At 63.4% G+C, this 13,364-nt stretch carries 14 protein-coding genes; 9 read left to right on the plus strand and 5 right to left on the minus strand.

Translation table 11 applies throughout. The features are described from left to right. Window positions 1–74: 74 nt before the first annotated feature. Both AC30PD_RS11020 and AC30PD_RS11025 read right to left on the minus strand, forming a co-directional pair. A complete protein-coding gene (locus AC30PD_RS11020) occupies window positions 75–1,142 on the minus strand; it encodes a YeiH family putative sulfate export transporter (RefSeq protein ID WP_004306484.1) in 1,068 nt (355 codons plus the stop codon). A 62-nt stretch (window positions 1,143–1,204) separates the two neighbouring features. Continuing rightward, window positions 1,205–1,360, minus strand: a complete 156-nt coding sequence (locus AC30PD_RS11025) for a hypothetical protein (RefSeq protein ID WP_156147846.1) — start codon at window positions 1,358–1,360, stop codon at window positions 1,205–1,207. A gap of 256 nt (window positions 1,361–1,616) precedes the next feature. On the opposite strand from AC30PD_RS11025, the gene AC30PD_RS11030 reads away from it, so the two are divergent. After that, window positions 1,617–2,549: a LysR family transcriptional regulator gene (locus AC30PD_RS11030; protein WP_004306488.1), complete on the plus strand. Its 933-nt coding sequence runs from the start codon at window positions 1,617–1,619 to the stop codon at window positions 2,547–2,549. A 565-nt stretch (window positions 2,550–3,114) separates the two neighbouring features. Beyond that, a complete protein-coding gene (locus tag AC30PD_RS11035; RefSeq protein WP_489535696.1) occupies window positions 3,115–3,345 on the plus strand; it encodes a helix-turn-helix transcriptional regulator in 231 nt (76 codons plus the stop codon). 64 nt (window positions 3,346–3,409) lie between these two features. Here AC30PD_RS11035 and AC30PD_RS11040 read toward each other — a convergent pair whose 3' ends face one another. The 3 genes from AC30PD_RS11040 to mnmH all read right to left on the minus strand — a co-directional run bounded on the left by AC30PD_RS11040 (window position 3,410) and on the right by mnmH (window position 7,839). Further along, complete coding sequence (locus tag AC30PD_RS11040; protein WP_489535697.1) at window positions 3,410–3,715, minus strand: hypothetical protein; 306 nt, start codon at window positions 3,713–3,715, stop codon at window positions 3,410–3,412. Window positions 3,716–3,769: 54 nt separating this feature from the next. Further along, window positions 3,770–5,698, minus strand: a complete 1,929-nt coding sequence (locus AC30PD_RS11045) for a ParB/RepB/Spo0J family partition protein (RefSeq protein WP_489535698.1) — start codon at window positions 5,696–5,698, stop codon at window positions 3,770–3,772. Window positions 5,699–6,747: 1,049 nt separating this feature from the next. Next, a complete protein-coding gene (gene mnmH / locus AC30PD_RS11050) occupies window positions 6,748–7,839 on the minus strand; it encodes a tRNA 2-selenouridine(34) synthase MnmH (protein WP_489535699.1) in 1,092 nt (363 codons plus the stop codon). 211 nt (window positions 7,840–8,050) lie between these two features. On the opposite strand from mnmH, the gene AC30PD_RS11055 reads away from it, so the two are divergent. The 7 genes from AC30PD_RS11055 (at window position 8,051) to AC30PD_RS11085 (ending at window position 13,347) form a co-directional block, all read left to right on the plus strand. Continuing rightward, complete coding sequence (locus tag AC30PD_RS11055; RefSeq protein WP_489535700.1) at window positions 8,051–8,530, plus strand: hypothetical protein; 480 nt, start codon at window positions 8,051–8,053, stop codon at window positions 8,528–8,530. Continuing rightward, window positions 8,505–9,290, plus strand: coding sequence for a helix-turn-helix transcriptional regulator (locus AC30PD_RS11060; RefSeq protein WP_489535701.1), 786 nt, complete (start codon window positions 8,505–8,507; stop codon window positions 9,288–9,290). Before AC30PD_RS11055 ends, AC30PD_RS11060 begins: the two co-directional genes overlap by 26 nt. A gap of 26 nt (window positions 9,291–9,316) precedes the next feature. After that, on the plus strand, window positions 9,317–10,438 hold the full coding sequence (locus AC30PD_RS11065) for a fatty acid desaturase (RefSeq protein ID WP_489535702.1): 1,122 nt from the start codon (window positions 9,317–9,319) through the stop codon (window positions 10,436–10,438). Continuing rightward, window positions 10,435–11,502, plus strand: coding sequence for a fatty acid desaturase (locus AC30PD_RS11070; protein ID WP_489535703.1), 1,068 nt, complete (start codon window positions 10,435–10,437; stop codon window positions 11,500–11,502). The genes AC30PD_RS11065 and AC30PD_RS11070 overlap by 4 nt, the downstream gene beginning before the upstream one ends. Window positions 11,503–11,935: 433 nt before the next feature. Further along, entirely contained in the window at window positions 11,936–12,496 is a 561-nt protein-coding gene (locus AC30PD_RS11075) for a hypothetical protein (protein WP_489535704.1), read from the plus strand. Window positions 12,497–12,503: 7 nt separating this feature from the next. Continuing rightward, window positions 12,504–12,986, plus strand: coding sequence for a lytic transglycosylase domain-containing protein (locus AC30PD_RS11080; RefSeq protein ID WP_489535705.1), 483 nt, complete (start codon window positions 12,504–12,506; stop codon window positions 12,984–12,986). Between the two features lie 10 nt (window positions 12,987–12,996). Then, a complete protein-coding gene (locus AC30PD_RS11085; RefSeq protein ID WP_489535706.1) occupies window positions 12,997–13,347 on the plus strand; it encodes a TrbC/VirB2 family protein in 351 nt (116 codons plus the stop codon). Window positions 13,348–13,364 lie beyond the last annotated feature (17 nt).

The following is a 13,364-nucleotide window of genomic DNA, read 5'->3' on the forward strand; positions in this document are numbered from 1 at the left end:
AAAAGAGGGAAAGGCTTGCTGTGGTGGACGAGGAGAGCCCGTGGTTTATTCCGTCGGGCCGTGAATTCGAGGCTTCAGCCGAGCAGGGCCGGTACCCAGCGGTTGATCAAGGCACCGCCGACGATGAGCCAGCCGAACAGGATCAGCGCCAGCAACAGCGGCTTGGCACCGGCCTTGCGGATGGCGCCGATGTGCGTGGACAGGCCGAGTGCGGCCATGGCCATGGCCAGCAGCGCGGTGTCGATCTCGGTGGTCACCGCCACCACCGAGGCCGGCAGCCACTGCAGCGAATTGAACAACACCACCGCGACGAAGCCGAAGGCGAACCAGGGCACGGCGAGCTTGCCTGGGGCCTGGCCCGTGGCGGCGGAAGTGTGGGCGTGGCGTTTGTCGTCACGTGCCAGCCAGGCCGACAACATCACCAGGAACGGCGCCAGCATCATCACCCGCACCATCTTCGCGATGACGGCCGAGTTGGCCGCGTCCGGGCCCACCGAACGCGCCGCGGCCACCACCTGGGCTACCTCGTGGATGGTCGAGCCGGCGTAGACGCCGAAGCCGTTGGCGCCACCCGGAATCAGCGCCCAGTGCTGGTTCAGCTCGAACAGCGCCGGGTACAGAAAGATCGCCAGCGTGCCGAACACCACCACCGTGGCCACCGCCACCGTGACCTGCTCGGCTCGCGCCTTGACCACCGGTTCGGCAGCCATCACCGCGGCGGCGCCGCAGATGGAGCTGCCGGCGCCGATCAGCATCGCCGTCTTGCGGTCCAGGCCCAACCAGCGCGTGCCGATGAAGCAGGCCAGCGCGAAGGTCGAGCCCAGCACCAGCGCGTCGATGGCGACGCCGGCGATGCCGACGTGGCCGATGTCCTGCACCGTCAGCCGCAGGCCGTACAGCACGACCCCCAGGCGCAGCAGGTTCTGCTTGGACACGTTGACGCCGGCACCGCTGGCCGCGGCCAGGCGCGGCACCAGCGGATAGACCGTGTTGCCCACCAGCATGCCCAACACGATGGCCAGCGTCAGCGCACTGAAGCCGTGGTCCTGCAGCCAGCCGATGTGGCCCAGCGCGATGCCGGTCGCGGCCAGGGCGCCGCTCAAGGCGAGGCCGGGCAGCAGGGCTGCCAACTGCAAGCGCAACCGCGCTGCCCGGTGGCCGGCTGACGGGCCAGGGCTGGCTTGTGAGGTCGACAGCGCGTGCATCACGCCAGCACCCAGATCAAGGCGATGCCGGCGCACAGCAGCACGGCCGCCATCGGCACTGCGACCGGCATCCAGCGCAGCACCTGCGGGTCGATGCTGCTGTCGGCGGCCAAGGTGGTCGAGACGGCATGGGCCACGTCGCGGGTCGGCCCCATGAAGCCCGCCACTGGCCGCCGGGCAGCAACCCATTGAAGGGCATGCAGTGCCTGTGGGGCCAGCGGGCCGGGTGCTGCGGGGCGTGGGGTTGTTCGTTCAAGGGTCAGCATGTCGGGCTCCAGATGCCGGTGGTGGCGCGGCGGGCCGCCGCCCCGTGATCGAGCGGCCAGGCAAATTTAGAGCTTGGCAATCAACCCGTCCAACGGGTTGTATGACTAAGATGTACCTGCGAAATCGATAACAACGGCAATCACCGTGGACGTGCTTCGACTCACCCTGCGTCAGCTGCAGATTTTTGTCGCCGTGGCGCGCAGCGGCAGCACCACGGCGGCCAGCGCTGAGATAGCGCTGTCGCAATCGGCCACCAGTTCGGCCGTCAACGAGCTGGAACGCCTGCTGTCGCTGCGCCTGTTCGACCGCGCCGGCAAACGCCTGCTGTTGAACGACAACGGCCGCGCGCTGTTGCCGCGGGCTTTGGCTTTGCTCGACGGCGCCGCAGGCATCGAGCAGATGTCGCGCGACGGCAGCGCGCAGGCGCAGTCGCTGCGCATCGGCGCCAGCACGACGATTGGCAACTACGTGTTGCCCAAGCTGCTCGCTGGCTTCATGGGGGCACAGCAGCCCGGCAGCGCCGCCGCCTGGCGGTCGAAGGTCGTTATCGGGAACACCGCCGCCATCTGCGATGCCGTGACCGCTTTCGAACTCGACGTGGGGCTGATCGAGGGGCCCAGCCACCAGCCGGAGCTGGTGGTCACCCCCTGGCTGCAAGACGAGATGGTGGTCGTGGCTGCGCCCGACAGTGCGCTGGCCCGGTCGAGTACGGCAGGCGAGCGCATTCCCCTGCGCACGCTGCGTGAGGCGGTCTGGCTGGTTCGCGAAACGGGCTCTGGCACGCGCGAGGCCACCGACCAGAGCTTGCTGCCCCACCTGCGTTCTTACCGGCGCAGCATCGAGCTAGGCAGTTCGGAAGCCATCCAGCGTGCCGCTCAGGAAGGGTTGGGGGTGGCTTGCCTGTCCGCCTGGGTAGTGAACGATGCGCTGGAAGCTGGACGTCTGTGCCGCGTCTCCACGACATTGCCGCGGCAGCTTCGGCAATGTCATCTGGTTGTGCATCGTGAGAAGCAGTCGACGCCCGCGTTGCTGGCGTTCATCGCCCAGGCAGATGCGACCGCTGGGGCTGCCCGCTAACGTCCCGGCCCCGCTTCGCATGTCGAAGGTTCAGCCCTCGGCGACACGCGATTACCCTTCAGCTAGCTAGGCGCCGACGCCCGCTCCGCCCACCTGCCCATTGATCGAAGCTTTGATGCAATGAGCTGGTCTGGGTAATCGACGTCCGCTTCCGGACGCACCACCCAACGGCTGCTTGTGGCCGGGTCGAGCCACAGGGAATCGCCGCTTAAGAGCCGGCTATGCGACACATTGCTGACATTGGTAGCGCCTGACTCAATGAAGAAGGCGCTGGCGAAGGCACGCACCCTGGGCGCTGAACACGGGTTGCCCACCGCGACGGCCGTGGACAACTCTGCGCAGGTGGCATGTGGACACGTGCATGGAAAGTGGGTGGCGGAAGCGGATCGGAAACTGTGGCGCGTTTGAATCGGAAACTCTGCCGCCGTTGGACCGGAATCGGTGGCGGAATTGATCGGAATACGCACGACTCGGGTCGCGCCAGTTTTTCGCCCAAAGTCATCGCTGCCCGGCGGGGGTTCCCGGCCTAAAGTTGTCAGGCCCGACACAGCCCAGGAGCCACGACATGCGTCAACCTCAGCCCGAAGTTCACGAGCAAGCCGCAGACGCTCAAGCCTCACCCTTCCTGCGAATCACGGGCGTCGTTCGATTAACCGGGTTGGGTCGCTCAACCATTTATCGACTGATGGCCGAGGACAAATTCCCGTCACCTGTGCGGCTGGCAAAACGTGCCATCGCCTGGCGCCGCGCTGACCTCGAGCGGTGGAGCGAAGGCCGTCCCACCGTTACTCACTGACGTGGACAGGTGCTGTTGCTCGATCTGCCTGACTCGCATCGACATCGCGCATTCGCCGTGCCAGTCACGCCGGCAACATCAGCTTCAACACGACGCCAATCAGCAGGAGCGCCACAACAATCCGCCCCCAGCGCCAGGTCGTGAACCGATAGCGGTGGTTGACCCACAACGCGCGATGAACTCGCCCGATGGCGCACAGGAGCGCCACGGCGACGACGACAGGCCCCACGATGCCAACCGGCCTCGGCACATGACTGAACCCGATGACCCACAGGAGTGGCCACGCAAGGGCGTCGATGGCCGCAAGCAGGCGCCGACCGGGCCAGTGAGGCGCGTCCGGTGGCGGTGCCCTTGCATACAGTAACCACATGATTCACTCCAATCAGGATGGAGCGACCAGGTTCAACCTGGCCGCTCGATCCTGTCACCCCGGTAGATGTCGCAGGGGCTCAGGCAGCCAGCGCTTGCCGGCCAATCGCGACGCTGCCTTGACCACCAGCACGTCCTTCTTCATGGCACCCATGCCGTCGTCGGCAAGCCCGGGACCGACTTCCCTGAGCGCCTGCACGATCTGGGCTTTGGGCACGTGGTTCAAGTAGCCCCGCGCTGTCGGTTCCCACCAGTCGGCCATGTCCAGTCCCACGGCTTCGACAAGCGCGTTCGCTTCACCCGCAGCACCCGTGCCCGGCAATGCGTTCAGCGTCGATGCTGCACAGAGCGCCAGCAGGTCCTGCACCTCGGCCTGCGGCAAGGCAATCAACCAGCACAGCCATTCGCGCGGCTGCTCGGGCAGTCGCTCCTTCCACGCCAGCTTGCTCGCCTCCAGCGCCTCCCAGGCAGGGCTTGGCTTGATGTCATCGGCGACTGCTTGCAGTGCGTGCGCCGACAATTGGGGCGTGATCTGCAACGCCGATCCGGGCCGCCGGAACTCGTCACCGAAAACCCGTTGTACGAAGACGTGCGCGAGCGCCGCGAGTGCCACCGGCGTGTTCCGGGCCAGCATGACCTGCAAGGCCACCGAGCGATGCGCCGACAGCCGGCGCATCAGGCTATCGCTGCAACCCGCAGCTTTGCGTTCGATCGCGACGGGGCTGGATGCACCGTCACCGGATGCTCCGCCGTGGCCGGGTTGCGTTGCTTTCGCCGCGCTCTTCTGCGACGACGCCAAGGCCTTTCGATCCGCCTCGCGGACGAGGCCCCGGATCACCTCTGCGTCGCCCTCGCGGTTGACCGTGACGATCACTCCCGAATGCGCCATCGTCTCCGGCACCCAGGCCTTCATGCCGTCGTTGATTGCCTTGCGGCGTGCCGCGATGTCCTGCTCTTCGAGGTCGATGCACTCGGCTTCCTCGGCCGCCCAGTCGGGCGCCGTTTCCAGCGCGTACATCTGTCGTTCGAGTTCGGTGCCACGGCGAGACAGTTCAACCAATTCGGCCCGCTCCTGCGGCGTCGGCGCGCGAATGCCGTGCTCGCAGGGTGTGAATTGCCGCAACGCGTGCGAATCCACTTCAACCCGAGCCTCCACCCAGGCCCAGCCCTCCTCGCGCACTAACGCCGCGATGGCTTCCAGCTTCTCGCCGGCCAGCCGTTGAACCAGTGCAGGGTCGGACAGGAACCGGCTCTTGTCGTCGTCGAACAGGTCGCGACGCACGACGCCACCGGCTTCCTCGTAGGCCTCGATGCCCACGAAGCGCACGAGCGCGTTGCCAGCAGCCTCGATCTCTCCGAGCGTCAGCGTGCGCCGCAGCGCAGCGGGCGCGCGGTCCCAGGGTTGCGCGTCGAACCACGCACCCTCCTGCGCCGAGTGATCGTCGCTCAGCGCCAAGGCCATCAACTGATCCAGGTTGATCCCGTCTTGCCGATAGAGCGCCAGCAGTTTCGGCGACACCGCCGAGAGTTTCAGGCGCCGCTGTACCGTCAGCGGCGAAACGCCGAAGCGCACGGCCACGTCCTCGACGCCCTTGCCCTCGTCGATAAGGGCCTTGAAGGCCTCGAATTCGTCGGCGGGATGCAGCGCCTCCCGGCCGCTGTTCTCCGCCATGCTAACTTCCAGAGCACGCTCGGATGGCACAAGCTCGCACAGCACCTCGTGGGTCTTGGGCAGTCGCCCCTGCTGCTGCAACAGCAACATCGCCCGACGCCGCCGTTCACCGGCAGCAACCGCGAACTTGAGCCTGCGTGCCCCGCCGCGACCGACCATCTGCTCGGTGACAACCAGGTTGTGCAGCAACCCCTGCGAGTCGATCAGCGCCGCCAACTCCTCGACTTGTCCTGTCGTATGACGCCGCACGTTGTGCGGTGAAGGCACGAGGCTCGACAACGGCACCGACAGCAATTCCTTCGTGTGTTCCATGATGATGAACTCCAATCGTTGAAGACAGTTCCCGGGTTCCACGCGAGGCAGCGCTACGGCGGAAGGCCCGGCCACGGAAGTCCATAGCCGCCGAACAACGCGGCAACGATTTGGAAATGCCGTGATGTCGGGCCGTCCTCGTCGATGTCATTTCGCCTCTGCATGTCGCCCTTCCTTCCGGCTCCGAAGACCACCTGCCCTAATTTCCGAGGGAGCCGTTCGTGGCTGTTGATCCCTCGGCGTCGGGTGTGTTGTTGAGCTGATGTCTGCCCCGCATTCGTCGGTCGCCGTGCGAGACCGAGAGCGCCGCGGTGAAGCGCGGGCGCAAGGGCACCGTGGAATAAATGGAAGGGGCCCGCGACAGCGGGAAGGCGACCGTTTATGCCGCGAAAGGTCCTTGCGCCCGAGCGCGCGGCGCTACGGTTCGCACCGGAGGCGGCAGACGGATGCGGGGCCGCTCAACGATGCCGGCGAGCGATGCGGCCGCTCGCGGCAGCGGGCGGCCGATGCCCCAGTGCCGCGGGTGCGGCACTCACGCTTCAAAGTGCGAAGCCAAGCAATTCAGCTCGGGGCAGACTTTCGGATCGAACGCCATGCGACTACAAATCGCTACGACTGCTCACGCACGGGTGGCGCAAAATCTCAGACGCCAGACTGTCACCACCAGAGCGCTTGGATGTTGATACTCCGTTGCCCTCGCTGCGAACACAGGCACGAAGACGAGTTCGACGTGCTCGAAATAGACGCGCTTTGCTCAATGAAGTGCGAAGGCTGCCGGAACACATTCTGGTTTGCAGTCATGGAGTGCCATCGATGTGGTGACGAAGAGGCCTTCGAGTGGCCGAGCACCTTGTCGGAAGATGCGCTAAGCCTGCTCGTCTGCAGGGCGTGCTGCAGAACCTTCCGGTATCACGAACACCCGTCCGATCAAGAGATCGCGACACGGATGTGACGGGCCCAACAACCCTCGATCGCGGACCTTGCTTGGTGCCCACTATCGCACTTGAGTTCGCGCAGTACTGGGGCCGGGGCCGGGGATGGATTTCACGTCAAAGGCCAGTACGACTCGCGAGATCGCGAGCCACCTCACTCAAGCTCTCTCGTGCAAGCGACGTAACTGCGATGACTCGACTGTCAAGGCTCTTGCCGAACGAGCGTGCAGTCGACCTGGCGTAGCACGGGTCATAGTGTTTCGTCATCACCCGCTCGAATAACTCATCGACTCGGCCACCTGCGGCGAGCGTCTGCCAGAGGGCAAGCTCTTCGCCGCCGACGAGAGGCTTCAACGGCTCGAGCATCTTCACCATCGCGACGGGGTCTTGTGCGAGGTCCGCATAGTCCTCGCGCCATAGCTGAATCCGCTCGGTCATGGGCGCCGAGACAAGAATCGGTACAGTTTTGTGCATCGCCTTTTGCAATGCATCGGGAATCTGGACTTTGCCGATCTTCTTTGATTCGGCCTCAATCCAGATCGGACGAGCGCTATCGAACTTTCGCATTGCATCCAGGAGCAAAGAGTCAAAGGTCTTCTGTGACGGCTGCCGAACCCCTGGAATTTCCCCGATCAATGAACCTCGATGCCTGGCAAGGCCCTCCAAGTCGAGCGACTGTTCTCCCGCTTGTCCGAGCGCCTGCAACAGTCGCGTCTTCCCGCACCCCGTCGAGCCTGACAGAACGCGGAACTCGAATCGCTCCGCCAGAACGTCCAAGCTGGCGCGGACCCAACGTCGATAGCTCTTCCATCCCCCAGCGAGAACGTCGACCTCGAACCCGATCGTGCGGAGCGTGTCCGCCCAGAGCTTGCTGCGCTTGCCACCACGGAAGCAGTAGACCAGCATGCGATCGTCTTTGCCGTACTTCGTGACCAGCGGCCGGATGTATCGGGCCATGTTCTGAAGCGAATACTCAACGCCGATGAGGTAGGCCGCGTGGGGATCTTCCTTGTGCTTGATCCCTACCTCGGCGTACTCCAAGTCATCCACGACCGGAAGGTTCACGGCGCCGGGAATGTGGTCCTCTTCGTACTCGCGCGGAGATCGCGCGTCAATCACCATTGCGTAGGCACCGAAGTCGCGAACCGCCAGCTGCGATGGGTGCGGCAGTGGCTTCACTTCCAGGTCATTCGATGGTTGATCTTTCATCGGTAACACGGTGTTTCGTTCTGCTGAAAAACATCCCGAATTCGTCGCGCGGTCTGACAGCGAGCACGGCTAGATTGCGATCTAGCGCCAGGGTTAGAGTTATCGAGGAACCGCCAAGCCGCCAGCCACTGCGTCTGTCTCAGTCTGGTTGGATTTCGGCTCACCGAGGACCTAAGCTTCGGGGTTGTCGCAGGAAGTTGTCAACCGGCGCTTGCGTGAAATCGCCCTCCCGTTACTTGACGATGTCTTTGTCGATGATGCACTGATCTACATGGCGGCGTCGCACGATGGTCGTCGGTACCCGAACTCTTCATGGGAGGCACGGCAGAGGGGCTCGTCCGCTTCAAACAAGACACAAGCCAGACCCCCTCAAGTGTTGGCAGTCATGGGAAGGCCGCATCAATCCCCGCGTTTCGGAAGCGACGTCCAATCGAATGTGACCGTTGCCATGGGAAGGAGAGTCGGTCCGTTCGAGGGGGTCGACTTCGATCTCTCCAAGCGGGATGACGGCGTGTTTATGCGCCGCAGCAGCCGTGACACGCAGCCGGCGCTGGTCGAGCATTTCATACTTTTCAGCACTTTCGATGACCTCACATCATGGCTGGACGAGGATCCGGTCGTGCGAGAGCGGCCATTTCTGCAGGACCAGTTAAAGAGGCTAGCCCGTGAACTCTTCGACCCCCCTTGCTGACGCGGCGGGCGACATTGGGAGATTGTTCGACTCGCCTGCTTTTGCGGACAGAGTAGCCGGAAAGATTGCGCTGATCTCCTCCATGCCAGATCCTGGTGAGGCCTGCGCCCTGCTAAAGAACATTGCTGGTGAGCTGGGCTGCGAGAGTTCGGCCTTCGCGACCTTTCTTCAGAATGACCCTTGGCATCAAACGTATCGGTTCCTCCTGGCCTGCCATCCCGGCTGGTGCGCCCAGTACCAGCGCCTTGCATGGTTCGCCGACGACCCTTGGCTCCTTTATGCCCGCGCCAATTCGAGTCCTGCGAGAGACGTAGACATTCCGTGCCGCACCGCCAAACAGTTCGAGATCGTCGCGTTGGCGAGACGCTTCGACGTTCAGTCTGCGCTCGTCGTCCCCGCGCCCGCATCTGGCGGGCTGACCCGACTCGGCGTTCTCATGCTTGGCTCTTCCAAGCCCGGACATTTTGACAATGCCCACTTCGCCAAACTGAAGATTCTGGCGCGGTCGGTGTCCTTCGAGTTCCTTGATTGGTACACAGCATTCGTCAGAGAAGAGTTGCGCCGAACATGCAAGCTGACTGACATCGACATCGAACTGCTCAAGCTCGAGAGAGCCGGCCTGTCGAGCAAGGAAATCTTTCGGTCCACTGGCATTTCTGCTGTGTCCGTTGACTCGCGATTTCAGCGAATCATCGCCCGCTTGAAGGTTTCGAATCGCCGTGCCGCGTCTCAGCTTGCTGCCGAATACGGGCTCATCTAGATCAACGCAGACTTCTGCTCCACGCCATGTTTTCAAACCTTGTCCTCGTCGGCTACTTCGTTGTGCTGCTCCCGCCCGTCGTGCTGGTCACAAGCATTCAAGCCGGCTACCCGTGGGCAACCTTTGTACTCTTCGTCGCCGCATCCCCAATCACGAGGTTCATCTTCGGCACCTACCGATCTCGTGCGCTTCGCGTGAGCGAGCGAGCAACCTCGATCCTTTTTGCACTGCCTTCGGTGTACTTGTGTGTGCTGGCGCTCTGCTTGCCGATCGCTGCGGTCCAGTTGGGCAATGCCAAGGTCGCTGGTGGCTTTGGGATCGCTGGTTTCGCATTAAGCCTGTGGACCGTGATGATGTTCGGCACCTTCCCGGCGCACGAGATGCTCCATCGCAGGAGCAGGGCCGCCGCCTTGGCCGGCTCGGCCATCGCCGGAATCTGCGGCTACCCCATCCTGGGTCTTGAGCACAGGGTCCATCATGCCCGGCCGGGCGATACCCATTACCCAGAATGGGCGCGCGTCACCGAATCGGTCTGGCATTTCGCCCGGCGCCGGATGGTTGCTTCGGTCATAGCTGCTGTTGATGGTGACCACGCGATGCGCGCGTCGGGCGTGTGGCCGGCATTCGTGCGCCCCCTGCCTGTCGGCGTCTTGGCGACGGTGGTCACCGCTTCAATCTTCTTCGTCGCCTCCGGGGTGCAGGGGCTTGTCGTCTACTCCTGCGTGGCCGTCTCGGTGTTCTTCTCGATGCAGGTGATGACCTATGTGCAGCACTGGGGGCTCGGTGAGGACAGCATGCGCGACGCAAGCACGCGAGAACTGGCCTGGGAGGATGACTGCCTCATGCAGGCGTGGATCACCATGAACAACTCGTTCCACATGGCACATCATCGCGCGGCAGAGGTACCGTACTTCTTCGTTCAGCCTTCGCCTAACGCACCTCGCCAACCAGGCTGCTACGTTGTCATGCTCCATGCATGCCTCGTCCCCGCCGTGTGGAGGCGTCTCATGCTTCCCGTGTTGGATGCGTTCGCGAATGGGCGGTCGAGTGTGTGCGACCCTGGCCGGCGAGTGCTTTGCATCACTCCGTCGCGGCGACTCCCGAATTCATCCCCGACGCAGCCAGGCGACTCGAAGACGACGCGATGAAAACGATAAGAGCCCTGGGATACACCGCGATCTTTCTCCCGCCAACGCTTCTCGCAGTCGGCCACGCCTTTCAGTTCTATCTGCTTCTGCCTCTGTGTTTCTTCGTAGCCTTTCCGTTACTCCGCCTCGCAGTTGGTTCGGTTCCCCCGGGCGAAACAGCAGACTGGTCGGACTCTGAGCGCAAGCTGTTGGATTGGCTGCCGCGAATCTATGCACTGCTGTTCGTGGTCACGATGGCCTGGGTGCTCTTTGTCGTCGGGTTTCAGCGCCCGCATTCATTCTCGGACCGCGCGCAGTTCGTTCTCGCAACACTGGTCCTTGGTGGGCTCGCAGAATGTGTTGCTCACGACCTCGGGCATCGGCGTGGTAACTGGGACAGGCGCACTGCGCATTTGATCAGCGCGGTGGCAGGCTACCCGTTTTTCATCTTTGAACACTGGGCCCATCACGCACACGCTCGCGACACCGTGTCCGCACATTGCCCTAAAGCCACCGAAAGTGTCTGGGCCTATGTTCTGCGCCGAGGCTGGATTGCCCCAATTGAGGCGGTCAGACTCAACGCCAACCTCTCTCGAAGCCGCGGCGATCACTCGATCCTCGACGACCTTCGTTTCTACATCGCCTTGACAGCTCTTCTCTGGGGCGCGTTCGCCCTGGTCGGCCGCCTCTACGGGTTCTGTCTCTATGCGGTCTTGGTACTTGGCGTTCCGTTTTTGCTCAACACAATCACGTACATCCAGCACTGGGGACTCGGCGACGATTCTCCAGCAGCAAAGTTAGGCGGCATCAGTCAGGTCGGATGGGATGACACCGCACGGTTTCAATCGTGGCTCATCTTGGGAATATCGTTCCACCATCAACACCATCAAGATGCCGCGCGCCCTTACTACACGTACGGGCCAACTGCGGGCGCTCCTGCGCTTCCCGCCGAGTACGCGATCCTTGTGCCTCTTTGTCTCGTGCCGCCTCTCTGGCGGCGAGTCATGAATCCGGTGCTAGCCGCGTGGACGTCCGCGCATGCCAACGCGCACTATCGATCGGGCTCGGACGGACAGAGCGAATAGACGTGCGCAATTCAGGTCATCGTATTTCGGGCGCCTCAACTGATCGCGACGAGTGGTTGAACGCGACCGCGAGCTGTCCCAGAGCATCTAAATGCTTGCCTGACCAGCACGCGCGCTCCCCGGCCTGCAGGCAAATCGACGGTACCTGATACCCTCTCTGGGCACGCGCACTGCCGTTCACGATCCGTGCCAGCGAAGCACGTCTACGCCCACGTCCTGCACCGAATCATCACCGTGCCCAAACCCGCAAGCGCTCTTCGTGGCCGGCGGTTCGTCCATCGGCGGTAGCCCCAACCGGGAGTGATGGTGAAGCCACGATTTGATGGTTCTTGAGCCTAAGTCATCGCGTGAAGCGATGGATCGGGAACCTAAAGTTTCGACATGGCGTGCTGTGGGCTGAAGCCCCTTCAGCGCCGCCTTCGAAAGGACCCTCATGAACAACTTCATCACCTTGGACTTGGCTGCGAACGCGGCCAAGCGTAGCAACGTGATTCGATGCGTGTGGCTGTTGGCCATGCTCGTCACGCTGGCCGATTTCCCACCGCTGGCGCGTGCCGCCGACGGCTGCAAGGTGCTGTTGTGCTTTGCCGCACCGAGCTGGCGCGACATTACCCAATGCGTGCCAACCATCCACGAGGTGCTGCACGATCTGGAACGCGGCAAGCCCTTCCCCTCTTGCGGAATGTCGGGCCCGGCGAACAGTGCCACGCATCAATGGTCCAGTGCGCCGTCCTACTGCCCGCCCCAGTACACCCGGGTCGTCGATGGCGAGAGCGGGCCGATCTACACCTGCGACTACTCAGGGGCTGTCGCCGTGAACATCGAAGGTGTCCCTTGGGCACGCACTTGGTGGAGCTTCGCCGGAGACACGGTCACCGAGTTCACGCCGGCAGCAAAGGCCCAGCTCGGCACGTGGAACACCAAATTCGACGACGACTACGTCACCTGGCTTGCATCGTTGCCGCCGCCGACCCCGCCCTGCCCGACCTGCTGAGGCCAGCATGGACGCCACCACTCTCTCCGCCCTGGCGATGGCGTGCGCTCCGCTGGTGCACGCGAGCACGACGCAAGCGCTCGTCGCCGTCGAAAGCAGCTTCAACCCGCACGCCATCGGTGTGGTCGGCGGCGCGCTCGACCGGCAACCTCGGAACCTTGCCGAAGCGCTGGCGACTGCGAGCCACCTGCAAGCCAACGGCTGGAACTTCAGCGTAGGGCTGGCCCAGATCAATCTGCGCAATTTCGAGCGACTGGGGCTGAACGCCAACACGGCCTTCGATCCTTGCGAGAACCTGCGGGCGATGCAGAAGGTGCTGGCCGAATGCTTCGAGCGCTCATCACAGAAAGCGCTTCCGCAGCCGGCACTCCGGCAAGCCCTGTCCTGCTACTACAGCGGCAACTTCGTCACTGGGTTCCGCCACGGCTACGTGCAACGAATCGCGCTTGCCGTACCGCAAGAGCGCCGGCCCAGCGGCGTCCCACCCTGAGCGGATCGCGATGAAGACTCCAGCGCGATTTCTCCAAGGCCCCATCGAGGTACTGACCATGCACCCCACTGCTCACCTTTCGATTCCGAAGCGCATCAACCCCGCGTCCATCGGGATGGCGCTGGCGTTGCTCATGCCGCGGTTCGCCTTCGCCCAGGGCTTCGACAAGATCAACACCACGGTCACCAACGTCAACACCATCCTGGTGACGATCTCGATCGCGGTGGTCACCATCGCGATCATCTGGGCCGGCTTCAAGATGATCTTTCAAGGCGCCCGCCTGGCCGATGTCGCCAATGTGCTGATCGGTGGCACCTTGGTTGGTGGCGCCGCGGCGTTCGCCAGCTACATCGTCGCCTGACTGGCAACGGGGAACCG

Source organism: Rhizobacter sp. (genome assembly GCF_032229685.1).
GTDB lineage: Bacteria > Pseudomonadota > Gammaproteobacteria > Burkholderiales > Burkholderiaceae_C > LMDS01.

Bases quoted from the DNA above. Each gene is read 5' to 3' on its own strand.
- AC30PD_RS11025 (WP_156147846.1), bottom strand. From the start codon at position 1,360: ATGGGGCCGACCCGCGACGTGGCCCATGCCGTCTCGACCACCTTGGCC.
- AC30PD_RS11035 (WP_489535696.1), top strand. From the start codon at position 3,115: ATGCGTCAACCTCAGCCCGAAGTTCACGAGCAAGCCGCAGACGCTCAA.
- AC30PD_RS11040 (WP_489535697.1), bottom strand. From the start codon at position 3,715: ATGTGGTTACTGTATGCAAGGGCACCGCCACCGGACGCGCCTCACTGG.
- AC30PD_RS11045 (WP_489535698.1), bottom strand. From the start codon at position 5,698: ATGGAACACACGAAGGAATTGCTGTCGGTGCCGTTGTCGAGCCTCGTG.
- mnmH (WP_489535699.1), bottom strand. From the start codon at position 7,839: ATGAAAGATCAACCATCGAATGACCTGGAAGTGAAGCCACTGCCGCAC.
- AC30PD_RS11065 (WP_489535702.1), top strand. From the start codon at position 9,317: ATGTTTTCAAACCTTGTCCTCGTCGGCTACTTCGTTGTGCTGCTCCCG.
- AC30PD_RS11070 (WP_489535703.1), top strand. From the start codon at position 10,435: ATGAAAACGATAAGAGCCCTGGGATACACCGCGATCTTTCTCCCGCCA.
- AC30PD_RS11075 (WP_489535704.1), top strand. From the start codon at position 11,936: ATGAACAACTTCATCACCTTGGACTTGGCTGCGAACGCGGCCAAGCGT.
- AC30PD_RS11080 (WP_489535705.1), top strand. From the start codon at position 12,504: ATGGACGCCACCACTCTCTCCGCCCTGGCGATGGCGTGCGCTCCGCTG.
- AC30PD_RS11085 (WP_489535706.1), top strand. From the start codon at position 12,997: ATGAAGACTCCAGCGCGATTTCTCCAAGGCCCCATCGAGGTACTGACC.